Consider the following 22,640-nt stretch of genomic DNA (forward strand, 5'->3'; position numbering starts at 1 on the left):
CATGACATCACTCCCACTCGATGGTCCCCGGGGGCTTCGAGGTCACGTCGAGGACGACGCGGTTGACGTCGCGCACCTCGTTGGTGATGCGGTTCGAGATCTTCGAGAGCACGTCGTAGGGCAGGCGCGTCCAGTCGGCGGTCATCGCGTCTTCGCTCGAGACGGGACGCAGCACGATGGGGTGGCCGTAGGTGCGGCCGTCGCCCTGCACTCCAACGGAGCGCACGTCGGCGAGCAGCACGACCGGGCACTGCCAGATCTCGCCGTCGAGGCCGGCCTTCGTCAGCTCCTCGCGGGCGATGGCGTCGGCATCGCGCAGAATCTCGAGGCGGTCAGCGGTGACCTCACCCACGATCCGGATGCCGAGGCCGGGGCCCGGAAACGGCTGGCGGCCGACGATGACCTCCGGAAGCCCGAGCTCGCGGCCGATCGCGCGCACTTCGTCCTTGAACAGGGTGCGCAGCGGCTCGACGAGCTCGAACTGCAGGTCTTCGGGGAGGCCACCCACGTTGTGGTGCGACTTGATGTTCGCGGTGCCGGTGCCGCCGCCGGACTCGACGACGTCGGGGTACAGCGTGCCCTGGACGAGGAAGCGGATGGGCTCGCCGTCGGCCTCGGCCTCCGCGACGAGCGCGGCCTCGGCCTGCTCGAAGGTGCGGATGAACTCGCGGCCGATGATCTTGCGCTTCTGCTCGGGGTCGCTGACGCCGGCGAGCGCGTTCAGGAACTGCTCACGCGCGTCGACCGTGACCAGGCGCACGCCGGTCGAGGCGACGTAGTCCTGCTCGACCTGCTCGCGCTCATCCTTACGGAGGAGTCCGTGGTCGACGAAGATGCAGACGAGCTGGTCGCCGACGGCCTTGTGCACGATCGCCGCGGCCACGGCGGAGTCGACGCCGCCCGACAGCCCGCAGATGACACGGCCGGAGCCGACCTGCGCCTGGATCTTCGCGACCTGCTCGGCGATGACGTTGCCGCTGTTCCAGTCGGCGGGAAGGCCCGCCGCCTTGTGCAGGAAGTTCTCGATGACGTTCTGGCCGTGGTCGGAGTGCTTGACCTCGGGGTGCCACTGCACGCCGTAGAAGCGGCGCTCGTCGCTGCCGAAGGCGGCCACCGGGGTCGCGCCGGTCGAGGCGAGCACGTCGAAGCCCTCGGGGGCGCGCGAGACCTGGTCGCCGTGACTCATCCACACGTTCTGCTCGGCCGGCTGACCGCCCAGCAGCACGCCGCCGTCGCCCGTGACGGCAGCATCCGTCGCTCCGTATTCACGGAGTCCGGTGTTGGCCACCTCGCCGCCGAGCGCCTGCGCCATGACCTGGAAGCCGTAGCAGATGCCGAGCGTCGGCACGCCGAGGTCGAAGACGCCGGTGTCGAGTGCCGGTGCGCCCTCTTCGTAGACCGACGACGGGCCGCCCGAGAGGATGATGCCGACCGGGTTCTTCGCCGCGATGTCAGCGGCGGACGCCGTGTGCGGGACGATCTCGCTGTACACGCCGGCCTCGCGGACGCGGCGCGCGATCAGCTGGGCGTACTGGGCGCCGAAGTCGACGACGAGGACGGGACGCTGGGAGGTCTCGGTCTGTGCGGTCAACGCTTGTTCTCCGTCGGGATCGAGTGGGTGAGGGTCGAGTGCGCGGCCTGCGAGTGCAGCTCCGCTGCCTCACGCTCGGCCAGGTAGGTCTTGACGTCGCGGCCGACGCGCGCCTCCATGAAGAACGACAGAAGGGGCACGATTCCACCGGCGGCGAGCATACCCAGGCGCAGGAGGTTCCAGCGCATGAGGCTCCACACGCGGAAGCACGAGATGAGGTAGACGACGTAGAACCAGCCGTGGGCGACGAGGATGCCGAGCGACAGGTTGAACCCGTCACCGGTCGACTCGAGGCCCGAGGCCGTCTCGACGACGGGGGCGAACCACAGGAACCCGCCGGAACCACCGAGGAACAGCTCGTAGCCGACGACGTACTTGATGATCATCTCGGCGACGAGGAGCAGCAGCATCGTGCCCGTGATGATCGAGCACACCTGGTAGAACTTCAGGGCTCCGCGGATCGCCGGAAAGGAAGCGAGCTTCGGGGCGCGGGGCATGACCCCCAGTCTACCCGCGGGGTTCCGGGGCGTTTCCCGTTCAGGATGTCGCGGGCTCGGGATCGCCTTCCGACTCGCGGCGGTCGTCCTCGAAGTCCTCGACTTCCTTCTCCCACGCGTCCTTCGCAAGGCGGTACCAGAGGTAGAAGGCGAAGCCGGCGAACACGGCCCACTCGACCGCGTAGAAGATGTTGAGCCAGTTGATGCCCGAGCCCTCCACCGGTGCCGGCGACGAGATCGCGTCGAGCCCGGCGACGGCATCCACGGAGGCGATGTACGGGCGGTACACGAAGAGCGCATCGGTGTCGTGCCACTGACCGAGCAGGGCCGCGGGCGACATGCGCGTCAGTGTCTGCGGGTCCGCACCACGGGGAGGGAGCAGGGGGCCCTCGTCCGAGATCAGGCGTCCGGTCACCTCGACGGTTTCGCCGGCGGATGCTGCGTCCTCGAGCCGCTCGATCGCTGCGCGCGCGTCGTCTTCGGTGGCCGCCCACCCGAGCGCCACGGCGACCGATGTCGGGCCGACGGTCGCGCTCACGTCAGGGTCGATGCGCAGGTGCCCGGTCACCCAGTAACCCTCGGCGCCGTCGTTGTAGCGCGACTCGACGACGATGAAGTCCTCGCGAACCCAGGTTCCGCGGGTCTCCACGCGCTGGCCGACGAGCGGCTCCGGCAGGTACTCGCCCGGCAGGGCGACGTCGGCCAGGGGCTGCACCTCTTCGGTCGCCCCCGGCGGCACCGGATTCGTCGTCACCGCACGACCGAGCTGCCACTGCCCCAGCCACGCGAACACGCCCGCGACGACGAGGCAGAGCAGCAGCATCCCGATCCATCGCGGGCGCAGCATCACCTCGCGCAGGGTCGGCGGGAAGGCCTCGGGCGCGAGGTCAGCCGCTCCCGTCGGGTCGGGGTCGGTCATGGCACCTGTCATCCCGCGGCGTACGGCGCGACGACGACCTCGACCCGCTGGAACTCCTTGAGGTCGGAGTACCCGGTCGTGGCCATCGACTTGCGCAGGGCCCCGATGAGGTTCGCGGTGCCGTCGGCGACCGGCGCGGGGCCGTAGAGGATCTCCTCGAGCGACGCGACCTGGTCGACCTTCACACGGCGGCCGCGCGGAAGCTTGGCGTGGTGCGCCTCGGGTCCCCAGTGGAAGCCCTGGCCCGGCGCATCCGTCGCGCGCGCCAGCGCCACACCGAGCATGACGGCGTCGGCGCCCATCGCGATCGCCTTGACGATGTCGCCCGACGTGCCCACGCCGCCGTCCGCGATGACGTGCACGTAGCGGCCGCCCGACTCGTCGAGGTAGTCGCGGCGCGCGCCGGCGACGTCGGCGACCGCGGTCGCCATCGGGGCGTGCAGGCCCAGAGTCGCGCGCGTGGTGGACGCGGCTCCCCCGCCGAAGCCGACGAGCACGCCGGCAGCTCCGGTCCGCATGAGGTGCAGGGCGGCGGTGTACGTCGAGGCGCCACCGACGATCACGGGGACGTCGAGGTCGTAGATGAACTTCTTGAGGTTCAGCGGCTGGTCGACGCTCGAGACGTGCTCGGCCGAGACTGTGGTGCCGCGGATCACGAAGAGGTCGACGCCGGCGGCGACGACTGTCTCGTAGAGCTCCTGGGTGCGCTGCGGGGTCAGGGACCCCGCGACCGTCACGCCGCCGGCGCGGATCTCGGCGAGGCGATCGCGCACGAGCTCGGGCTTGATCGGCTCGGCGTAGAGCTCCTGCATGCGGCGGGTCGCGGCGGCCTTCTCGAGGCCGGCGATCTCGGCGAGCAGCGGCTCGGGGTCGTCGTAGCGGGTCCAGAGGCCCTCGAGGTCGAGGACGCCCAGGCCGCCGAGCTGGCCCAGCATGATCGCCGTGCGCGGGCTCACGACCGAGTCCATGGGGGCGCCCAGCACCGGGATGTCGAAGCTGAAGGCGTCGATCGTCCACGTGGTCGAGACGTCCTCGGGGTTGCGCGTGCGCCGCGACGGCACCACCGCGATGTCGTCGAACGTGTAGGCGCGACGCGCCCGCTTGGCCCGGCCGAGTTCGATGTCCATGCTCACGCGACCAGCCTACCTTCCGGGGTTCTCACGACTCGAAAGCGTCAGCGCGCCCGCGCGACGCGGGACTCGTCCCAGACCGGCTCGTTCGACTCGAAGACACGGCCGTCGGAGCCGAAGACGAGGAACCGGTCGAAGGACTTCGCGAGCCAGCGGTCGTGCGTGACGGCGAGGACGGTGCCCTCGAAGCGGGCGAGGGCGTCCTGCAGCGCCTCGGCCGAGACGAGGTCGAGGTTGTCGGTCGGCTCGTCGAGGAGCAGCAGGGTCGCGCCGGAGAGCTCGAGCAGCAGGATCTGGAACCGCGCCTGCTGGCCGCCCGACAGGCTGTCGAACGTCTGCTCGGCCTGGGCGACGAGTCCGTACCGGTCGAGCGCGCTGCTCGCGGCCTCGCGGGGCAACCCGGCCCGGGCGTCCTCGCCGCGATGGAGGATGTCGAGCAGCGTCTTGCCGTCGAACTTCGGGTGGCGGTGGGTCTGCGCGAACCATCCCGGCACCACGCGCGCGCCGAGGACCCCGCGCCCCGTGTGCGCGACCGGGTCGAGCCCGGCACCCGTCGTCGTGAGATGCCCGAGGCGCCCGTCAGGGTCGGTGCCGCCGCGGGCGAGCAGCCGAAGGAAGTGCGACTTGCCCGAGCCGTTCGATCCGAGCACCGCGACCCGGTCGCCGAACCACACCTCGAGGTCGAACGGCTTCATGAGCCCCGTGAGCTCGAGCTGCTCGGCGACGACCGCCCGCCGGCCGGTGCGCGCGCCGCGCAGGCGCACGTCGAGGTCCTGCTCCCTCGGGCGCTCCTGCGGCGGACCCGCCTCCTCGAATTTCCGAAGTCGCGTCTGAGCCGCGCGATACCGAGAGGTGAAGGTGTCGTTGGCCGTGGCCTTGACCTTGAGGGTCGCCACGAGTTCTTTGAGCTTGACGTGCTGCTCGTCCCAGCGGCGGCGCAGCTCGTCGAGGCGCAGCATCCGGTCCTCCCGTGCCCGGTGATAGGTGCCGAAGCCGCCGCCGTGCACCCACGCGGTGCTCCCCGCGCCGCCCGCCTCGAGGGTCACGATGCGGTCGGCCGCACGGGCCAGCAGCTCGCGGTCGTGCGACACCAGCAGCACCGTCTTCTGCGTCTCGCGCAGGCGCTCTTCGAGCCACCGCTTGCCGGGAACGTCGAGGTAGTTGTCGGGCTCGTCGAGCAGCAGCACCTGGTCGGGGCCGCGCAGCAGCGCCTCGAGCGCGAGCCGCTTCTGCTCGCCGCCCGACAGCGTGGTGAGCTCGCGGAACCGTGCACGCGAGAACGGGATGCCGAGGGCCGTCGTCGTGCAGGTGTCCCAGACGGTCTCGTACTCGTAGCCGCCGGCTTCGGCGTAGTCGGCGAGCGCTCCGGCGTAGCGCATCTGCGTGTCGAGGTCGTCGTGCTCGATGATCGCCGCCTCGGAGTCCTCGAGCTCGCGCGCGGCGCGACGCACGCGGTCGGGAGCGACCGCGATGAGGAGGTCGTGAACCGTCTGCCCGGCCTCGCCGTGGCCGACGAACTGGTCCATGACGCCGAGGCCGCCGTCGATGGACACGACACCGGAGAGCGCCGGAGTCTCCCCCCGGATGATGCGCAGCAGCGTCGTCTTGCCGGCGCCGTTCTGGCCGATGAGCGCCGTCGTCGACCCCTCGCCCACGCGGAACGAGACCTCGTCGAGCAGGGGCCGGCCGTCCGGCAGCGCATACGAGACGGCGGCGATGTCGATGTACCCCACGGTGTTCCCTGTCTGCTCCGGGGACGGGTTCGTCCGATGGGGAGCCGACCAGACTACCCCAGAGATCAGGCGGCGGGTGCGGCGTACCTGCCCGAGCGGATCGCGCGCTCACGCGCCTTGGCGGCCTCGACCTCGCGGTTCTTGGGCGGCGTCACTGCGACGAGGTCGTCGAGCAGGTGCTGCGTGATGTGCGCGATCTCGTGCACGGCGTGGTCGAAGGCCTCCTGGTTCGCCTTCGAGGGCTTGGTCGTGCCCGCGATCTTGCGCACGTACTGGAGCGCGGCGGCGTGGACCTCGGACGACGAGGCTGCGGGCTCGAAGTTGTGGAGCGTGTGGATGTTCCGGCACATGCCCCCGACCCTACGCCGCGCCCCCTACGCAGGCGAGGGCGAGGCATCCGCCCAGTCCTCGATCGTTCACATCGTGTGCTGTCACCGAGGCGACATGTTGTGCGCGCGAACGACGTGTGCACTCGGTGAGATCACGTGATGTGAACGGATGCTGCGGCCCGCAGCATCCGTCCCCCGCTTCTACCAGCGGTCGGTGCCGCGCGGGAGGACCTCGAGCACGTGGGGCAGCTCGGTCGGGAAGCAGGAGCGGAAGAGCTCGGTGATCTGCGGGTCGGAGCCGTAGTCGTCCACGATGCGCAGGCCGATCATCGTCGAGATGAGCATGCCCTCGGCCATGAACGCGCGCGACTCGTCGGCGTCGAGCCCCATCTCGTCGCGGAAGAACCGCCAGACCTTCGCGAAGCCCTGGCGCGCGGCCGCGCCGATGACGGGATGGCTCCCGAGCAGGTAGGCGTGCGCCAGCGTCTGATGGAGGCCGCGCACCGCGATGAGGTCGACGTAGGCCTGTCCGATGCGCTTGGCCGCCGCCTTCTCCGGCGTGATGTCGGGGTCGTGCGGCGAGTCGTCGGCGAGCGCCGCCCGGAAGCCGGCGAGCATGCGCGCCAGGGCGTCTTCGATCGCCGCGAGGAAGAGGTTCTCCTTCGAGCCGAAGAGTCTCACGACGTACGGCTGACTGACGCCGGCGGCGCGGGCCACCTCATCGGTCGTCGCGCCCTCGTAGCCGCGGGCGCCGAACACGGCGAGCGCGGCCACCAGGATCTGACGGCGCCGCTCCTCAGGCGACAGGCGCTTGCCCGTCTCGGCCCGCGCCTCGTCCACTGCCGGAGATGTCATGCCGAAAGGTTATCAGCGAATGACTTGACTTTGTAATCAGTCGATTACTACATTGTGGTAATCATTCGATTACAACCGGAGCCTCCCATGACCGAATCACCTCTCACCAGGGCCCCCCGTCGCACGCGCCCGTTCGCGCTCGTGGTGGCCGCAGCATCCCTTCCGATGTTCATGGCCACGCTCGACAACCTCGTCATGACGAACGCGCTCCCGGTGCTGCACCGCGAGATGGGCGCGAGCGTCGAAGAGCTGCAGTGGTTCGTCAACGCGTACACGCTGGCATTCGCCGGCGCGATCCTCATCGCCTCGGCGCTCGGCGACCGGTTCGGCCGCCGCACCCTCTTCGCGATCGGCATCGCCGTGTTCGGCGTGGGCTCGGTGCTCGCCGCGCTCAGCACGGATCCGGGTCAGCTCATCGCCGCCCGCGCCGTGCAGGGTCTGGGCGCCGCGGGCGTGATGCCCCTCTCCCTCGCGCTGCTGAGCGGGGCGGTGCCACCGACCAGGCGCGCCCTCGCGATCGGCATCTGGGGCGGCGTCTCCGGCCTCGGCGTCGCGGTCGGCCCGCTCGTCGGCGGGGCGATCATGGAGGGCTGGGACTGGCAGGCGATCTTCTGGATCAACGTGCCCGTCGCGATCATCGCCATCCCCCTCGCGCTCGTCGTGCTGAACAACGACTTCGGCGCACGCGCCCGCATCGACATTCCCGGTGCACTGCTCGCCGCGGCCGGTGTGCTCGCCCTCGTCCACGCCATCGTGCGCGGCAACGACGACGGCTGGGACTCGATCGGGGTCATCGCGGAGATCGTGCTCGGCACGCTGCTCATCGCCGCGTTCCTCTGGTGGCAGACCCGCGCGCAGGCGCCCCTCATGCCGCTGCGCCTCTTCCGCGACCGCTCGTTCTCGATCACCAACATCGTCGGATTCGCGTTCAGCTTCGGCACGTTCGGCGCGGTGTTCATCCTGATCCAGTACCTGCAGGTCGTGCAGGGATCCACGCCCCTCGAAGCTGCCGTGCAGACCACCCCGTGGACGCTCGCGCCCATGATCGTCGCCCCGATCGCGGGCATCCTGGCTCCCCGCGTCGGCACGCGCATCCTGCTCGTCCTCGGTCTCGCCCTGCAGGCCGTCGCGCTCACATGGATCGCCGCCGTCATGTCGACCGACCTCGACTACCCCACGCTCATCGCGCCGTTCATCATGGCCGGCGTCGGCATGGCGCTCGTGTTCGCCCCGTCGGCGACGGCGCTGCTCGCGACACTCGGGCTCATCGACCACGCCAAGGCGTCGGGCGTGAACTCCACCGTCCGCGAGCTGGGCGTCGCCCTCGGCACCGCCGTGATGACCGCCATCTTCGTGAGCGCCGGTGGCGAGCTCCTGCCCGACATGTACGTCGACGCCGCCCGCCCCGCGGTCTTCACCGGTGCGGCCGTCCTGTTCGCCGCGACGATCGTGGCGCTGTGGCTCCCCTCCGGCAAGGGGACGACGGATGCCGCGGCCCCCGCCGCCGATCAGGCCGAGGCGGCCGGGTCCGAGGTGGCAGAGGTGACGCCTGCCGCCGTCTGAGCACTCGCGCAGCACCCCGGGACGAGGCATCCGTCCCGGGGTACTGCGCGTCAGCTGTTCCTTCCGCGCAGGAGTCGCGTGAACGGCCCGTCGAGGGCGAACAGCAGGAATGCGATCGACCCGATCCACGGCGCGAGCACCACGACGAGGGCCGAGATGATGAGGGCGCTGAGCGAGCTGCGCCCGTAGGCGATGGCGTCGTCCTTCGTCATGTCGGGGAGCAGCACGTCGCGCTGCCGGACAGCCCAGCCCCACTGCAGCCAGCTGAACAGGATCGCGAGGAAGAACGTCACGGGCATCGCGAGCCGTCCGGCGAGCCACTCGGAGTACTCCGTCGTGAGGTTCGTCGCGAACGGCACCAGCACGATGAACAGCAGGCGCGCGTTGTTCATCCACACCGTGGTGGCATCCACGCGCGCGACGTGCTCGAACTGCTGGACGTGCACCATCCACATGAGGCACAGCAGCACGAAGCTCAGGCCGAAGTTCAGGAACAGCTCGTACATGCCCGCGAGCGCGGCCCACATCTGCGCGTTCGACTCGACCTTGCCGAGCGAGTACTGGGTGAGGTCGAGCACGAGAAGCGTCGCCGCGATCGCGAAGACCCCGTCGGTGAACGCCTCGAGACGCGTCGTTCGCTGCGTCGCCGCCGGATGCCGCCGCTGCCTGATCATGGCGCCAGGGTAGCGACACTCGCGACGCACGGTGCAGAGCGCCCGCCGTCACACGGGGTCACCGCATCTTCGCGGCCGCGCGTGCTGGGGTTGGATGGAGGAGGAGACGGATGCTGCGCCCCTCGGCATCCGAGACCTGGGAGGCCTGCGTGACCGAGCATGTTCCGTACGTCGTGGTCGGCGCGGGCGCCATGGGGCTCGCGGCGACATGGCAGCTCGCGCGCCGCGGACACCGCGTGGTCGCGCTCGAGCGGTTCGAACGGGGTCACACCCGCGGCGCCTCGCACGGCGCCACCCGCAACTTCAACAACGCCTACGGCGCCGCCCACTACCTCGACCTGCTCACGCTGGCGCGCGCCGAGTGGGACGCGCTCTCGCGCGCGACCGGCGAACCGCTGCTGCGCCTGCACGGGCTCGTGACCCACGGCGACGACGCCGTCGTCGCGGAAGTGCACGGCGCGCTCATCGTCCGCGGCGAGCGTGCCGAGGTGCTCGCCGCGCACGAGGCGGCGCGGCGGTGGAGCGGCATGCGGTTCACCGGCGACGTGCTGTTCACGCCCGACGCCGGGGTGGTGCGCGCGTCCGCCGCCCTCCACGCGCTCGAGCAGGACGCGCGCAGCCACGGAGCCGACGTCCGTTTCGGGCACCGCGTGGTCTCGCTCGACGAGCGCGCCGACGGCGTCGCGCTGACGGTCGACGTCGGCGGCGAGCGCCACGACCTCGTGGCCGAGACCGTGGTCGTGACCTCAGGAGCCTGGACTCCCGGCATCCTTCCGGCGTCCTTCCCGCTCCCCGGGCTGACCGTGACCGAGGAGAGCCCCGCGCACTTCGCCCCGATCACGCCGGACGCGCTGTGGCCGTCGTTCAACCATCTCCTGCCGCCCGAGCGCTACCCCGCGAACGTCTACGGCATGCCGACGCCGGGCGAGGGCGTGAAGGTGGGCTTCCACCTCGTGGGCCCGGTGGTCGACCCCGACGCCCGCACCTTCCGCCCGGTGGCCGCGCAGGCCGCGCAGCTGCGCGACTATGTGGCCGAGTGGTTCCCGGGTCTCGACGCCGGCTCGGCCGAGCCCATCAGCTGCACCTACACGTCAACGGACTCGCAGGACTTCCTCCTCGACCGGCGCGGCCGCATCGTGGTCGGCGCCGGCTTCTCCGGCCACGGCTTCAAGTTCACGCCGGCCGTGGGCGCCGTGCTCGCCGACCTCGCGACGGACGACGCCGCACAGGCCGCGAAGCCCTTCCGCCTCCCCTGACCACGCTCACCGGGAACGACGGATGCCTCGGCCCTGCGCGATGCGCGGGGCCGAGGCATCCGTTTCGAAGCGGGTTACTTCTTGTAGTTGGGGGCCTCGACGACGATCTGGACGTCGTGCGGGTGCGACTCCTTGAGGCCGGCCGCGGTGATGCGGACGAACTTGCCCTTGGCCTTGAGCTCGTCGATCGTGCGGGCGCCGACGTAGAACATCGACTGGCGCAGACCGCCGACGAGCTGGTAGGCGACGGCCGAGACCGGACCGCGGTAGGCGACCTGGCCCTCGATGCCCTCGGGGATGAGCTTGTCGTCGGTGGGGACGTCGGCCTGGAAGTAGCGGTCCTTCGAGTACGACGTCTTCTTGCCGCGGGTCTGCATCGCACCCAGCGAGCCCATGCCGCGGTACTGCTTGAACTGCTTGCCGCCCTGGAAGACGATCTCGCCCGGCGACTCGTCGGTGCCGGCGAGGAGCGAGCCGAGCATGACGGTGTCGGCACCGGCGACGAGCGCCTTGGCGATGTCACCCGAGTACTGCAGGCCGCCGTCGGCGATCACCGGGATGCCGGCTTCGCGCGCGGCCAGGTAGGCCTCGTACACCGCGGTCACCTGCGGCACGCCGACGCCGGCGACGACGCGGGTGGTGCAGATCGACCCCGGGCCGACGCCGACCTTGACGGCGTCGACGCCCGCGTCGATGAGCGCCTGTGCGCCCTCGCGGGTCGCGACGTTGCCGCCGATGACGTCGATGTGGTCGAAGCTCGCGTCGGCCTTGATCCGGCGGACGATGTCGATGACGCCCTGCGACTGGCCGTTGGCCGTGTCGACCACGATGACGTCGACGCCGGCGTCGCGCAGGGCCTCGGCGCGCTGCCAGGCGTCGCCGAAGAAGCCGATGGCGGCACCGACCCGGAGGCGGCCCTGCTCGTCCTTGGTGGCGAGGGGGTACTTCTCGCTCTTGTCGAAGTCCTTGATGGTGATGAGGCCCGCGAGCTTGCCGTGCTCATCGATGAGCGGGAGCTTCTCGACGCGGTGCTGCGCGAAGAGCGCGATGACCTCGCCGGCGCTGATGCCCACGCGGCCGGTGACCAGGCCGTCGGTGGTCATGACGTCGCGCACCTTGGTGGTCTGACGCTCGAAGCCCGAGACGAAGCGCATGTCGCGGTTCGTGACGATGCCCACGAGGTGGTTCTCATCGTCGACGACCGGAAGGCCCGAGATGCGGTACTGCGCGCAGAGCGAGTCGACCTCTTCGATCGTGGTGTCGGGGGTGGTCGTGATCGGGTCGGTGATCATGCCCGACTCACTCCGCTTGACGCGGTCGACCATCGAAGCCTGGTCCTCGATCGCGAGGTTGCGGTGGATGATCCCGAGACCGCCTTCGCGGGCGATCGCGATCGCCATGCGCGACTCCGTCACCGTGTCCATCGCGCTCGAGATGAGCGGGGTCGCGACGGTGATGCGTCGCGTCACTCGGGACGAGGTGTCGGCTTCGCTGGGGATCACGTCGGTGTGGCCGGGCAGCAGCAGCACATCGTCGTAGGTCAGTCCGACGAAGCCGAAGGGGTCGTTGTGCTCCATGGGGGGTCTCCTCGCGCGGGCGCGCGCGTGCTCTGGGGATGGACGGCGGCGGCCGGTGCGCTCGTGACGCTCCGTACTCGATTCTAAGCGCGCACAGGCGCCGTTTGTTCCCGGGATAACGGCACGCGCGAGCGCGCGCGAGCCGGTGAGCGCTGTCCGGTTGCGATCGGATCACTTATCCACAAGGGACCTTGGGCGAAACAGTGACGACACATTACAGTCGTAGCGTCGTCATCACGGCCGATGCGACCCGAGCTTCGGTGTCCGCGTGGTGTGCCGAACTGGAGGTTCTGTGGGTCCTACGACTGTGACCACGATCAACAGCCGCCGCTGGATCCTCGTGATCTTCGGCCTGCTCTTGGCCGCGGGAATGGTGTTCCTGTCCGCACCCACGGGTGCGCACGCGGATGCCCCCGACACCCCCGGCGGCGACCAGGAACAGACCGACTTCTACTTCGGCGGCGTGATCAAGTACGACGACGAGCCCGTCGCGGGCGTGACGATGTCGATCGAAGGCAACGGCTTCAAGGCCGACACCGTGACGGACGCCGAGGGCAAGTGGCGTCTGTACGTGCCGGAGAAAGAGGAGTACGTCCTCACCGTCGATGAGGACACGCTGCCCGACGGCGTGATCGTCGACCCGGCACAGCTGCCCGAGGGCATCCAGCCCAAGCAGGGCACGACGGCGTCGTTCGACGTGAGCTTCGGCCTCACCGGCTCGAAGATCGTCAACCTCTTCCTCGGCGAGGGCGAACGCGTCACCACATCGTTCTGGGACCAGCTCATCGAGCGACTCATGAACGGCATCAACTTCGGCCTGCTGCTCGCGCTCGCGGCCGTCGGAGTGTCGCTCATCTTCGGAACCACGGGCCTCAGCAACTTCGCCCACGGCGAGATGCTGACGTACGGCGCCGTCATGGCGCTGATCTTCGGTGTGTGGCTCAAGGTGCCGATGTACATCACGATCCCGATCGTGATCGTGCTGGGCGCCGCGCTCGGCTGGGCGCTCGACGCCGGCCTCTGGCGCCCGCTGCGGCGGCGCGGTCTCGGGCTCGTGCAGCTCATGATCGTGAGCATCGGCCTCTCACTCGCCGGCCGCTACGTCTTCCAGTTCTTCATCGGCGGCGGCACCTACCAGCTGCCGGGAGCCGGCGCCCCGCGCGACATCGTCATCGGCCCGATCAAACTGTCGTGGATCGACGTCACCTCGATGGCGATCAGCATCGTCCTGCTCATCGCGGTCGCGTACTGGCTGCTGCGCACCCGCATCGGCAAGGCGACCCGCGCGATCAGCGACAACCCGGGCCTCGCCGCCGCCTCCGGCATCAACGTCGATCGCGTGATCCGCATCGTGTGGATCCTGGCGACCTCGCTCGCCGCGATCGCCGGTGTGCTGTGGGCGTACTTCCGCCCCGGCGTGAAGTGGGACATGGGCGTGCAGGTGCTGCTGCTGATCTTCGCGGCGGTGACGCTCGGCGGACTCGGCACCGCGTTCGGCGCCCTCATCGGCTCGCTCATCGTCGGCATCCTCGTCGAGATCTCGACGCTGTGGATTCCGCCGGACATGAAGTACGTCGGCGCGCTCGCCGTGCTGATCATCATCCTGTTGGTGAGACCCCAGGGCATCTTGGGCCGGAAAGAGAGGCTCGGTTAGTCATGGACTGGGGACAGATCTTCAACAACACCGCTTACTGGGTCTTCAGCCCGGAGACCATCGCGTACGCGCTCGCGGCGACCGGCCTGGCCGTCCAGTTCGGATTCGGCGGCCTGCTGAACTTCGGTATGGCCGGCTTCATGGCCCTCGGCGCCTACGGGTACGCGATCTCGATCCTGAGCTTCGGCTGGCCCTGGTGGGCGGGCATCCTGGTCGGCTGCGTCGCCGCCGTGATCTTCGCGCTCATCCTCGGTATCCCGACGCTGCGTCTGCGAGCCGACTACCTCGCCATCGTGACGATCGCCGCCGCTGAGATCGTGCGTCTGCTGCTCACGACCCAGCTGTTCGACGAGTGGACGAACTCCGCCGACGGTCTCGGCGGCTACCATGCCGGTTTCCGCGGGGCGAATCCGTTCCCGAAGACCGGCGCCGACGGCGAGCCGATCATCTATGGCTTCGGGCCATGGCAATGGACCGCCGACCAGCTGTGGGTGCGCGTCTTCGGCATCATCCTGCTGGCGATCGCCGTGTATCTCGTGTGGGCCATCATGCGCAGCCCGTGGGGTCGCGTGCTGAAGGGCATCCGCGAGGACGAGGACGCCGTCCGCTCGCTCGGCAAGAACGTCTTCTCGTACAAGATGCAGGCGCTCATGATCGGTGGTGTGTTCGGCGCCCTCGGCGGTGTGGTGTTCGCCCTCCCGTCGGCGGTGGTCCCGGCGACGTACACGACGAGCCTCACGTTCTTCATCTGGACGATCCTGCTGCTCGGCGGCGCGGCCACCGTGTTCGGCCCCGTCGTGGGCTCGGTCATCTTCTGGGTGATCATGGGCTTCCTCGACAACGTGCTCCCGGTGCTCGCCCAGTCCGACCTCCCGATCATCTCGCTGCTGACCGCACAGCAGGCGGCGACGCTGCGGTTCATCCTCGTCGGCGTCGCGCTGATGCTGATCGTGATCTTCCGCCCGCAGGGCATCTTCGGAAACAAGAGGGAGCTGACCTTTGTCAAGTAACCCGCCCAGCAACCCGCCGGCCGACGAGCCGGTGGTCCCGGTCACGACCGCGACCGGCAGCATCCGTCGCCCGAAGACCGCGGGTCTCGCGAAGGGCGATGCCGTCCCCGGCGTCGCGAAGAACGATCCGATCCTCGTCATCGACGACGTCACCCGCCGCTTCGGCGGTCTGACCGCCGTCGACGTCGAGCACCTCGAGATCCCGCGGAACGCGATCACGGCTCTCATCGGCCCGAACGGCGCCGGCAAGACGACGCTCTTCAACCTGCTGTGCGGCTTCGACAAGCCGAACTCGGGAACGTGGAGCTTCGACGGACAGAATCTGTCGGGCATCCCGTCGTTCAAGGTCGCCCGCATGGGTCAGGTCCGCACGTTCCAGCTCACCAAGGCCCTGTCGCTGCTCACGGTGCTCGAGAACATGAAGCTCGGCGCCACCGGCCAGCGAGGCGAGAGCCTGTGGGCCAGCATCGTTCCGGCGATCTGGCGCAAACAGGACAACGACATCGAAGACAAGGCGATGGAGCTGCTCACGCGGTTCAAGCTCGACGCCAAGTCCGATGACTATGCGGCATCGCTCTCGGGTGGCCAGCGCAAGCTCCTCGAGATGGCGCGCGCCCTCATGAGCGACCCGACGCTGGTGATGCTCGACGAGCCCATGGCCGGCGTCAACCCGGCACTCACCGAGTCGCTGCTCGACCACATCCTCGACCTCAAGGACCTCGGCATGACCGTGCTCTTCGTCGAGCACGACATGCACATGGTGCGCCACATCGCCGATTGGGTCGTCGTCATGGCCGAGGGCAAGGTCGTGGCCGAAGGCCCGCCCGACACCGTCATGCAGGACGCTGCGGTGATCGACGCCTACCTCGGAAGCCACCAGGACGTCGACCTCGGCGTCGTGACCGGGCGCGTGGCCGGCGAACTCGACGCGTCGGCGGAGGAGCTGCTCGAGGAGATCAAGGAGGCCGAGGAGGCCTCGATCGCCGAGGCTGAGGAGGAGAAGAAGTGAGCGACGCCTCGACGAACCCGCGCACTCCGGGATCTGCCATCCCCGATCCCGGAGCGGCTCGCGTGGAGGGCATGAAGACCGGGACGGTCGTCGTAGAGGTCAAGGACCTCACCGCCGGCTACCTGCCGGGAATCAACATCATCAACGGGGCCAACCTCGTCGCACGCAAGGGCGAGCTGATCGGCATCATCGGCCCGAACGGCGCCGGGAAGTCGACGCTGCTGAAGTCGATCTTCGGCATGGTCAAGGTGCGCGGCGGCGAGATCACGGTCGACGGCACCAGCGTCGTCGGCCTCAAGTCAGACAAGCTCGTGCAGCGCGGCGTCGGCTTCGTGCCGCAGACGAACAACGTGTTCCCGTCGCTCACCATCGAGGAGAACCTGCAGATGGGGCTCTACCAGCGCCCCAAGGCGTACGCCGAGCGGCTCGACTTCGTCACCGGGATCTTCGCCGAGCTCGGCAAGCGCCTCAAGCAGCGCGCGGGCTCACTCTCGGGCGGTGAGCGCCAGATGGTGGCGATGTCGCGCGCGCTCATGATGAACCCGTCCGTGCTGCTCCTCGACGAGCCCTCGGCCGGCCTGTCGCCCGTCCGCCAGGACGACGCCTTCATCCGCGTCTCCGACATCAACAAGGCCGGCGTGACCACGATCATGGTCGAGCAGAACGCCCGCCGCTGCCTGCAGATCTGCGACCGCGGCTACGTCCTCGACCAGGGCCGCGACGCCTACGAGGGCACCGGGCGCGAGCTGCTCAGCGACCCCAAGGTCATCGGCCTCTACCTCGGCAGCCTGGGCGCCGACGGGGCCTGACCCGATACAGCTCATCAGGAGGAGGGGACCGGATGCTGCAGCATCCGGTCCCCTCCTCTTTCTCTGTCTGCGCGGGGCCGAGCCCGCGAGCCGACGACCCCGCCCTCCGCGCTGAGACCACAGTGGCCAGCCGAGACCTTGGGGATTCCCCACGGTCTCGTCCGCCGACTGTCGTCTCACGGATGAAGGGGTTGTCGCGGCCGCCCGTCCCCGGAGCGCACGGGCCTCGGCGAAGTGCAGGCACTCGCCGGGAACGCGACAGGGCCCCGGATCGCTCCGGGGCCCTGCGCTGCGTCAGCCTGGTTTACAGGTCGATGCGGGTGTAGAGGTTGTCGGCACCGTACTGGAAGACACCGATGGTGGCCTCGGTCGGGTCGCCGTTCTCGTCGAACGTGATCGGGCCGGAGAAGCCGTCGTAGTCCGCGACGCCGCCGCCGAGGATGATGTCGGCGCAGTCGGCGAAGGTGTCGCACTTCTCACCGTCACCCGAACCGCCCGAGACCTCCTGCAGCTTGCCGGCGATGTCGGCCGGGTCGGTGGAGTTCGCGGCCAGCGACGCGAGCGCGAGCAGCACGACGGCGTCGTAAGCCTCGTTGGCGTACGAGAAGTCGGTCAGCTCGGGGTTGCCCTCGCCGGTCCACCACTCGTTGAGGCGTCCCTGGAAGTCGGTGTCGGGAGCCGGACCCGCGGGGGTCGTGCCCTTCGCACCCTCCATGCTCACGCCGGCCGGCCACTTCTCGTCCGAACCGAAGTTCTTCAGGTTGCCGTCGACGAGGTACAGGTCCTCGGCGGGGTAGCCTGCGGCGAGGAGCGCCGGGCCGATCGTGTAGATCTCGTCGAACGTGATCAGCGCGATGGCGTCGGGGTTCGAGGCGAGGATCGCAGAGATCTGCGCGTCGAAGTTCGTGTCACCGGTGTTGTAGGACTGCTCGGCGACGATCTCGCCACCCGAGCTCGTGAAGGTGTCCTGGAACACCTTGTTGAGGCCGGTGCCGTACGAGTCGTTCTGGTACAGGACCGCGACGTTCTCGTGGCCGTCCTCGGCGACGAGGTTGCCGAGCACCTCGCCCTGGAGCGTGTCGGCCGGAGCCGTGCGCCAGTAGAGGTTGTTGTCGTCCCACGTGGTGAAGTCCAGCGAGGTGTTCGCCGGGGAGAACGTGATGATGCCGGCCGCGACGGCGTCGTCGAGGAACAGCTTCGTCACACCCGAGGACGCGGCGCCGATGGCGGCCGAGACCTTCTCGGAGATCAGCTTCTGGATGGTGGTGGCGTACGCCTTGTTGTCGGTGTCGCCGGAGTCGCCCCAGACGATGTCGGGGATCGTGATGCCCTTGGCTGCGTCGTTGATGTCGGCGGCAGCCAGGCCGACGCCGGCCTCCTCGGGCGGTCCGAGGAACGCGAGCGTGCCCGTCTGGGGCAGGATCGTGCCGATCTTCATGGTGAGGTCGCGCTCCTCCGTGGGCGGAGTGGTTTCGCTGCTCCCGCCGCCGCCGCCGGAACAACCGGCGAGGACGAGGGCGCTGGCGCCGATGAGCGCGATGCCACCGAGGACGGTGGTCGTGCGCGAGCGGGTGAAGACGCTCATGTTGCTCCTTGCTGTGCGATTACAACGGGAACGGCTCGGGCGCCGACCCAGTGCACTAAACCTAATCGCCGTCAAGCGTCGGCAATGTTGCCTTTCGTTAACGATCTGTAACAGCTTGAAAACCGTGATCGGACCGTAATTCTGGACGCTCGCCGGGTTGCCCTGCTGTGGATAACTCGTCAGCCTGTTCGCGCGCTGCGCCGGAACGGATTCCGGATCCGGCGCCGGCCGCCCATACCCCTTGCGGGTATACACTGGAGCGACCGGGTACCCCTGAGGGGTATCCCCCACGATCCACGGAGGAGAAATCATGGCTGAGGCCGAGTACACGGTGACGGGAATGAGCTGCGGGCACTGCGAGGCGTCCGTGCGCGGCGAGGTGTCGAAGCTCGATGGCGTCCAGGACGTCCAGGTGAGCGCCGCCGCCGGCACGCTCCGGATCGTCTCCGCCGCCGAGCTCGCCGACGACGCCGTCATCGCGGCCGTCGACGAGGCCGGCTACAGCGCGGTCCGCGCATGAGCGAGGCCTCGATCCCCGCATCCCGGTTCGAACTCGAGATCGGCGGGATGACGTGCGCGTCGTGCGCCGCGCGGATCGAGAAGCGGCTGAACCGGATGGACGGGGTCGAGGCATCCGTCAACTACGCCACCGAGAAGGCGTTCGTCACCGCTCCCGCGGGACTCGACCCGCAGGCGCTCATCCAGGAGGTGGAGAAGAGCGGCTACAGCGCCGCGCTCCCCGCGCCGCCGGCCGCCGAGCCCGCCACCGAGGAGCCCGCCGACCCCGAGCTCACGAGCCTCAGGCAGCGACTCATCGGGTCGATCGTGCTGTCGGTGCCGGTGATCCTTCTGGCGATGATCCCGGCCCTGCAGTTCACTTACTGGCAGTGGGCGTCGCTGGCGCTCGCGGCGCCGGTGGTGGTGTGGGGCGGGTGGCCGTTCCACCGTGCCGCCTGGATCAACCTGCGCCACGGCGCGGCCACGATGGACACGCTGATCTCGCTCGGCGTCTCTGCGGCGTTCCTGTGGTCGCTGTACGCGCTGTTCTTCGGTCACGCGGGCATGCCGGGCATGACCCACACGTTCGAGTGGTCCGCCACCCCGCAGGGCGGCGCGGGCGACATCTACCTCGAGGTGGCCGCCGGCGTCACGACGTTCGTGCTCGCGGGCCGGTACTTCGAGCAGCGGTCGAAGCGCCGGGCGGGTGCCGCGCTGCGCGCCCTGCTCGAGATCGGCGCGAAGGACGTCGCCGTGCTGCGTCCTTCCGGCGACGGCGACGGCGTCGCCGAGGTGCGCGTGCCGCTCGCCGACCTCCGCGTCGGCGAGGAGTTCGTCGTGCGGCCCGGCGAGAAGATCGCCACCGACGGCGTCGTGACCTCCGGCACCTCCGCCGTCGACGCCTCGATGGTGACGGGCGAATCGGTCCCCGTCGAGGTCTCCCCCGGCGATGCCGTCGTCGGCGCCACCGTCAACGCGGGCGGCCGGCTCGTCGTGCGCGCGACGCGCGTCGGCGACGACACGCAGCTCGCGCAGATGGCGCGGCTCGTCGAAGACGCCCAGTCGGGCAAGGCCAAGGTGCAGCGCCTGGCCGATCGCATCTCGGGCGTGTTCGTCCCGATCGTGCTGCTGATCTCGCTGGGCACGCTCGGGGCCTGGCTCCTCGCCGGCGCCCCGGCCTCCATGGCCTTCACCGCGGCCGTCGCCGTGCTCATCATCGCGTGCCCGTGCGCCCTGGGGCTCGCGACCCCCACCGCGCTGCTCGTCGGCACCGGCCGCGGCGCGCAGCTCGGCATCCTGATCAAGGGTCCGGAGGTGCTCGAGTCCACGCGCACGGTCGACACGGTCGTGCTCGACAAGACCGGCACCGTCACGAGCGGACGCATGTCGCTCATCGACGTCGTGGTGGCCGGATCACTCGATCCGCACACCAATCAGGCGTCCGCGGCCCGCGCCGAGCTGCTGCGTCTCGCGGGCGCCCTGGAGCACGCCTCCGAGCACCCGATCGCGCAGGCGATCGCCCGCGCCGCGACCGCCGAGGCCGGAGACCTGCCGCCCGTCGAGTCGTTCCAGAACGTGCCGGGCAAGGGCGTCTCGGGCGTCGTCGAGGGGCACGCGGTGCTCGTCGGCCGCGAGGCCCTGCTCGCCGACTGGGCGCTGACCCTCCCCGACGACCTGGCCGTCGCCAAGGCCGCCGCTGAGGCGCTGGGCCGCACTCCGGTCCTCGCCGCGTGGGACGGCGCGGTGCACGGCCTCCTCGTCGTCGCCGACCAGGTCAAGCCCACCAGCCGCGAGGCGGTGCGGCAGCTCAAGGCCCTCGGTCTCGCGCCCGTGCTGCTCACCGGCGACAACGCCGCCGCGGCGCAGGCCATCGCCGACGAGGTCGGCATCGAGCGCGTGATCGCCGAGGTGCTTCCGCAGGACAAGGTCGCCGTCGTGACCGAGCTCCAGAACGAGGGCCGCGTCGTCGCGATGGTCGGCGACGGCGTGAACGACGCCGCCGCCCTCGCACAGGCCGACCTCGGTCTCGCGATGGGAACCGGGACGGATGCGGCGATCGAGGCCTCCGACATCACCCTCGTCCGCGGGGACCTTCGCAGCGCGGCCGACGCGATCCGCCTCTCGCGCGCGACCCTCGGCACGATCAAGGTCAACCTGTTCTGGGCCTTCGCGTACAACGTGGCCGCGATCCCGTTGGCGGCGCTGGGCCTCTTGAACCCTATGATCGCCGGAGCGGCGATGGCGTTCTCGAGCGTCTTCGTCGTGGGCAACAGCCTGCGCCTGCGTCGCTTCCAGAGCCAATCCCGGCCTCACGGCCGTTCCCGGTCCCTGAGCCCGTCGAAGGGCCGCAGCCTCTCGACCGCTCACCGTTGAAGGAGTCCGATATGACCGACACCGCTCTCGAGCACTCCCCCGAGCACACGCACGCCGCCGATCACGCCCACCACGGCTACATCACCGACAAGGACAAGTACCTCAATCGCCTCAAGCGCATCGAGGGGCAGGCCCGCGGCATCCACAAGATGGTCGAGGACGAGAAATACTGCATCGACATCCTCACGCAGATCAGCGCGCTGACCTCCGCACTCGAAGCCGTCGCCGTGGGTCTGCTCGACGACCACCTCCGCCACTGCGTGGTGGATGCTGCCCGCCTGGGCGGCGCCGAGGCCGACGCCAAGATCACCGAGGCCACGCAGGCCATCGCCCGCCTGGTGCGCTGAGCGCTAGGCCGCGACGCGGCTGCGGCGGGCGTGGATGAGCGAATCGACCGTGAGGACGACGAGCGCCACCCACACCAGGCCGAAGCCGATCCAGCGCTCGAGCGGCATCGGCTCGCCGAGCCAGAGCCAGCCCACGAGGAACTGCAGGACCGGCGCGACGAACTGCAGCAGTCCGATGGTCGTGAGCGAGACTCGGCGCGCCCCCGCGGCGAAGAGCAGCAGCGGCACCGCGGTGATGACACCGGTCAGGCTGAGGAGCACCGTGTGCTGCCAGCCGTCCGCGCCCATCGTGAGCCCCTCGGTCGCGCCGACGATCACGAGCACGACGACCGCGATCGGCGTGAGCCACAGCGTCTCGAGGGTCAGCCCGCTCACCGCGTCGACCGACGGGCCGACCTTCTTCTTCACGAGACCGTAGACGCCGAAGGACGCCGCGAGCGTGAGCGCGATCCACGGGAAGGCGCGGTAGCCGATCACGATCACCGCGACCGCCGCCGCGGCGATGCCGATGGCGACCCACTGCGTCGGCCGCAGCCGCTCGCGCAGCACGAGCACGGCGAGCAGCACCGTCGCGATCGGGTTGATGAAGTAGCCCAGGCTGGTCTCGATCACGTGACCGTTCAAGGCTCCGTAGATGAACACCTGCCAGTTCACGTAGATCAAGAGGCCCGCGACCACGGTGAGGCCGAGCACCCTCGGCTGCCGGAAGATCGCCGCGAGTCGCGGCCACGTGCGGGTCACCGTGAGCAGGAGCGCGCAGAAGACCAGCGACAGCAGGATGCGCCACGCCACGATCTCCCACGGCCCGGTGGGCGCGAGGAGCAGGAAGTACAGCGGCAGGAAGCCCCACAGCAGGTACGCGGAGAACGTGAAGACCCCGCCGAGCCGGCGCTCCCGGGCCTCGGCCGCATCGGACACAGCCCTGCGGATCCCGGTGGTGACGCCCAGGTCGAGCGCCGTCGAGTCGTCGAGCCCGTCCACCACGTCGCGACCGGGAAGGGAAGACTGCTCGTGACTCACCGAGTCAGCCTACGCCCGCCCCGCCGCGGCACGGCCCGCAGGCCAGGGGCCGCAGCTGGGCCCACGCGCCCGGAGGCTCCGCGCAGCGCGCCAGCGCTGCGTGGAGGGGGCGTGGGGACCGTTTTCCGTCGTCGGTGGTGTCATTCCTGCCACGGCGGACGACGAAAGGGCCGGATGCCGAAGCATCCGACCCTTTCGGGGTGCGCGTGGT

20 protein-coding genes are annotated in these 22,640 nt (G+C 69.7%); 9 read left to right on the top strand and 11 right to left on the bottom strand.

The annotated features are described in order from the left end of the window. Positions 1–7: 7 nt before the first annotated feature. From guaA to ACFC1K_RS10310, 7 genes are all read right to left on the bottom strand, one after another. On the bottom strand, positions 8–1,591 hold the full coding sequence (gene guaA / locus ACFC1K_RS10280; protein WP_375871540.1) for a glutamine-hydrolyzing GMP synthase: 1,584 nt from the start codon (positions 1,589–1,591) through the stop codon (positions 8–10). Further along, positions 1,588–2,088 carry a DUF3817 domain-containing protein gene (locus ACFC1K_RS10285; RefSeq protein ID WP_310288618.1) on the bottom strand — a complete coding sequence of 167 codons (501 nt, stop codon included), beginning with the start codon at positions 2,086–2,088 and terminating at the stop codon, positions 1,588–1,590. The genes guaA and ACFC1K_RS10285 overlap by 4 nt, the downstream gene beginning before the upstream one ends. 40 nt (positions 2,089–2,128) lie before the next feature. Beyond that, complete coding sequence (locus tag ACFC1K_RS10290) at positions 2,129–2,935, bottom strand: SURF1 family protein (RefSeq protein ID WP_375871814.1); 807 nt, start codon at positions 2,933–2,935, stop codon at positions 2,129–2,131. Between the two features lie 80 nt (positions 2,936–3,015). Further along, positions 3,016–4,134: a GuaB3 family IMP dehydrogenase-related protein gene (locus ACFC1K_RS10295; protein WP_310290014.1), complete on the bottom strand. Its 1,119-nt coding sequence runs from the start codon at positions 4,132–4,134 to the stop codon at positions 3,016–3,018. Positions 4,135–4,181: 47 nt separating this feature from the next. Further along, positions 4,182–5,870: an ABC-F family ATP-binding cassette domain-containing protein gene (locus tag ACFC1K_RS10300; RefSeq protein ID WP_375871541.1), complete on the bottom strand. Its 1,689-nt coding sequence runs from the start codon at positions 5,868–5,870 to the stop codon at positions 4,182–4,184. A gap of 65 nt (positions 5,871–5,935) precedes the next feature. Continuing rightward, a complete protein-coding gene (locus ACFC1K_RS10305) occupies positions 5,936–6,220 on the bottom strand; it encodes a DUF2277 domain-containing protein (protein WP_375871542.1) in 285 nt (94 codons plus the stop codon). 180 nt (positions 6,221–6,400) lie between these two features. Continuing rightward, positions 6,401–7,054 carry a TetR/AcrR family transcriptional regulator gene (locus tag ACFC1K_RS10310; protein ID WP_375871543.1) on the bottom strand — a complete coding sequence of 218 codons (654 nt, stop codon included), beginning with the start codon at positions 7,052–7,054 and terminating at the stop codon, positions 6,401–6,403. Between the two features lie 87 nt (positions 7,055–7,141). Here ACFC1K_RS10310 and ACFC1K_RS10315 point away from each other — a divergent pair, with 87 nt between their 5' ends. Continuing rightward, on the top strand, positions 7,142–8,617 hold the full coding sequence (locus ACFC1K_RS10315) for an MFS transporter (RefSeq protein ID WP_375871544.1): 1,476 nt from the start codon (positions 7,142–7,144) through the stop codon (positions 8,615–8,617). Between the two features lie 50 nt (positions 8,618–8,667). Here ACFC1K_RS10315 and ACFC1K_RS10320 read toward each other — a convergent pair whose 3' ends face one another. Beyond that, complete coding sequence (locus ACFC1K_RS10320) at positions 8,668–9,291, bottom strand: TMEM175 family protein (RefSeq protein ID WP_375871545.1); 624 nt, start codon at positions 9,289–9,291, stop codon at positions 8,668–8,670. A gap of 110 nt (positions 9,292–9,401) precedes the next feature. Here ACFC1K_RS10320 and ACFC1K_RS10325 point away from each other — a divergent pair, with 110 nt between their 5' ends. Then, a complete protein-coding gene (locus ACFC1K_RS10325) occupies positions 9,402–10,547 on the top strand; it encodes an FAD-dependent oxidoreductase (protein WP_375871546.1) in 1,146 nt (381 codons plus the stop codon). A 74-nt stretch (positions 10,548–10,621) separates the two neighbouring features. On the opposite strand, the gene guaB is transcribed toward ACFC1K_RS10325, so the two are convergent. Next, a complete protein-coding gene (guaB, locus tag ACFC1K_RS10330; protein WP_310288600.1) occupies positions 10,622–12,124 on the bottom strand; it encodes an IMP dehydrogenase in 1,503 nt (500 codons plus the stop codon). A 370-nt stretch (positions 12,125–12,494) separates the two neighbouring features. On the opposite strand from guaB, the gene ACFC1K_RS10335 reads away from it, so the two are divergent. From ACFC1K_RS10335 to ACFC1K_RS10350, 4 genes are all read left to right on the top strand, one after another. Continuing rightward, positions 12,495–13,778, top strand: a complete 1,284-nt coding sequence (locus ACFC1K_RS10335; RefSeq protein WP_375871815.1) for a branched-chain amino acid ABC transporter permease — start codon at positions 12,495–12,497, stop codon at positions 13,776–13,778. A gap of 2 nt (positions 13,779–13,780) precedes the next feature. Next, a complete protein-coding gene (locus ACFC1K_RS10340; RefSeq protein ID WP_375871547.1) occupies positions 13,781–14,788 on the top strand; it encodes a branched-chain amino acid ABC transporter permease in 1,008 nt (335 codons plus the stop codon). 31 nt (positions 14,789–14,819) lie between these two features. Beyond that, positions 14,820–15,797 carry an ABC transporter ATP-binding protein gene (locus tag ACFC1K_RS10345; protein ID WP_375871816.1) on the top strand — a complete coding sequence of 326 codons (978 nt, stop codon included), beginning with the start codon at positions 14,820–14,822 and terminating at the stop codon, positions 15,795–15,797. 71 nt (positions 15,798–15,868) lie between these two features. After that, on the top strand, positions 15,869–16,606 hold the full coding sequence (locus ACFC1K_RS10350; RefSeq protein WP_310290009.1) for an ABC transporter ATP-binding protein: 738 nt from the start codon (positions 15,869–15,871) through the stop codon (positions 16,604–16,606). Between the two features lie 304 nt (positions 16,607–16,910). On the opposite strand, the gene ACFC1K_RS10355 is transcribed toward ACFC1K_RS10350, so the two are convergent. Next, entirely contained in the window at positions 16,911–18,191 is a 1,281-nt protein-coding gene (locus ACFC1K_RS10355; protein ID WP_310288594.1) for an ABC transporter substrate-binding protein, read from the bottom strand. Positions 18,192–18,501: 310 nt separating this feature from the next. Between ACFC1K_RS10355 and ACFC1K_RS10360 the strand changes: the two genes are divergently transcribed. From ACFC1K_RS10360 to ACFC1K_RS10370, 3 genes are read left to right on the top strand one after another with little or no spacing between them, the layout of a single operon-like run. Next, positions 18,502–18,711 carry a heavy-metal-associated domain-containing protein gene (locus ACFC1K_RS10360; RefSeq protein ID WP_310288591.1) on the top strand — a complete coding sequence of 70 codons (210 nt, stop codon included), beginning with the start codon at positions 18,502–18,504 and terminating at the stop codon, positions 18,709–18,711. Further along, positions 18,708–21,062 carry a heavy metal translocating P-type ATPase gene (locus tag ACFC1K_RS10365; protein ID WP_375871548.1) on the top strand — a complete coding sequence of 785 codons (2,355 nt, stop codon included), beginning with the start codon at positions 18,708–18,710 and terminating at the stop codon, positions 21,060–21,062. The genes ACFC1K_RS10360 and ACFC1K_RS10365 overlap by 4 nt, the downstream gene beginning before the upstream one ends. A gap of 11 nt (positions 21,063–21,073) precedes the next feature. Next, positions 21,074–21,409, top strand: coding sequence for a metal-sensitive transcriptional regulator (locus ACFC1K_RS10370; RefSeq protein ID WP_375871549.1), 336 nt, complete (start codon positions 21,074–21,076; stop codon positions 21,407–21,409). Between the two features lie 3 nt (positions 21,410–21,412). On the opposite strand, the gene rarD is transcribed toward ACFC1K_RS10370, so the two are convergent. Beyond that, a complete protein-coding gene (gene rarD / locus ACFC1K_RS10375; RefSeq protein WP_375871817.1) occupies positions 21,413–22,327 on the bottom strand; it encodes an EamA family transporter RarD in 915 nt (304 codons plus the stop codon). Positions 22,328–22,640: the final 313 nt, after the last annotated feature.

Origin of the sequence: Microbacterium sp. NPDC056057, assembly GCF_042266945.1 — a bacterium.
In the GTDB taxonomy this organism is placed as follows: domain Bacteria; phylum Actinomycetota; class Actinomycetes; order Actinomycetales; family Microbacteriaceae; genus Microbacterium; species Microbacterium trichothecenolyticum_C.

Excerpts from the sequence above, each read along its gene's own strand:
- ACFC1K_RS10285 (WP_310288618.1), bottom strand. The coding sequence starts at position 2,088 with ATGCCCCGCGCCCCGAAGCTCGCTTCCTTTCCGGCGATCCGCGGAGCC.
- ACFC1K_RS10290 (WP_375871814.1), bottom strand. The coding sequence starts at position 2,935 with ATGCTGCGCCCGCGATGGATCGGGATGCTGCTGCTCTGCCTCGTCGTC.
- ACFC1K_RS10295 (WP_310290014.1), bottom strand. The coding sequence starts at position 4,134 with ATGGACATCGAACTCGGCCGGGCCAAGCGGGCGCGTCGCGCCTACACG.
- ACFC1K_RS10305 (WP_375871542.1), bottom strand. The coding sequence starts at position 6,220 with ATGTGCCGGAACATCCACACGCTCCACAACTTCGAGCCCGCAGCCTCG.
- ACFC1K_RS10310 (WP_375871543.1), bottom strand. The coding sequence starts at position 7,054 with ATGACATCTCCGGCAGTGGACGAGGCGCGGGCCGAGACGGGCAAGCGC.
- ACFC1K_RS10315 (WP_375871544.1), top strand. The coding sequence starts at position 7,142 with ATGACCGAATCACCTCTCACCAGGGCCCCCCGTCGCACGCGCCCGTTC.
- ACFC1K_RS10320 (WP_375871545.1), bottom strand. The coding sequence starts at position 9,291 with ATGATCAGGCAGCGGCGGCATCCGGCGGCGACGCAGCGAACGACGCGT.
- ACFC1K_RS10325 (WP_375871546.1), top strand. The coding sequence starts at position 9,402 with ATGCTGCGCCCCTCGGCATCCGAGACCTGGGAGGCCTGCGTGACCGAG.
- guaB (WP_310288600.1), bottom strand. The coding sequence starts at position 12,124 with ATGGAGCACAACGACCCCTTCGGCTTCGTCGGACTGACCTACGACGAT.
- ACFC1K_RS10335 (WP_375871815.1), top strand. The coding sequence starts at position 12,495 with ATGGTGTTCCTGTCCGCACCCACGGGTGCGCACGCGGATGCCCCCGAC.
- ACFC1K_RS10340 (WP_375871547.1), top strand. The coding sequence starts at position 13,781 with ATGGACTGGGGACAGATCTTCAACAACACCGCTTACTGGGTCTTCAGC.
- ACFC1K_RS10350 (WP_310290009.1), top strand. The coding sequence starts at position 15,869 with ATGAAGACCGGGACGGTCGTCGTAGAGGTCAAGGACCTCACCGCCGGC.
- ACFC1K_RS10355 (WP_310288594.1), bottom strand. The coding sequence starts at position 18,191 with ATGAGCGTCTTCACCCGCTCGCGCACGACCACCGTCCTCGGTGGCATC.
- ACFC1K_RS10360 (WP_310288591.1), top strand. The coding sequence starts at position 18,502 with ATGGCTGAGGCCGAGTACACGGTGACGGGAATGAGCTGCGGGCACTGC.
- ACFC1K_RS10365 (WP_375871548.1), top strand. The coding sequence starts at position 18,708 with ATGAGCGAGGCCTCGATCCCCGCATCCCGGTTCGAACTCGAGATCGGC.
- ACFC1K_RS10370 (WP_375871549.1), top strand. The coding sequence starts at position 21,074 with ATGACCGACACCGCTCTCGAGCACTCCCCCGAGCACACGCACGCCGCC.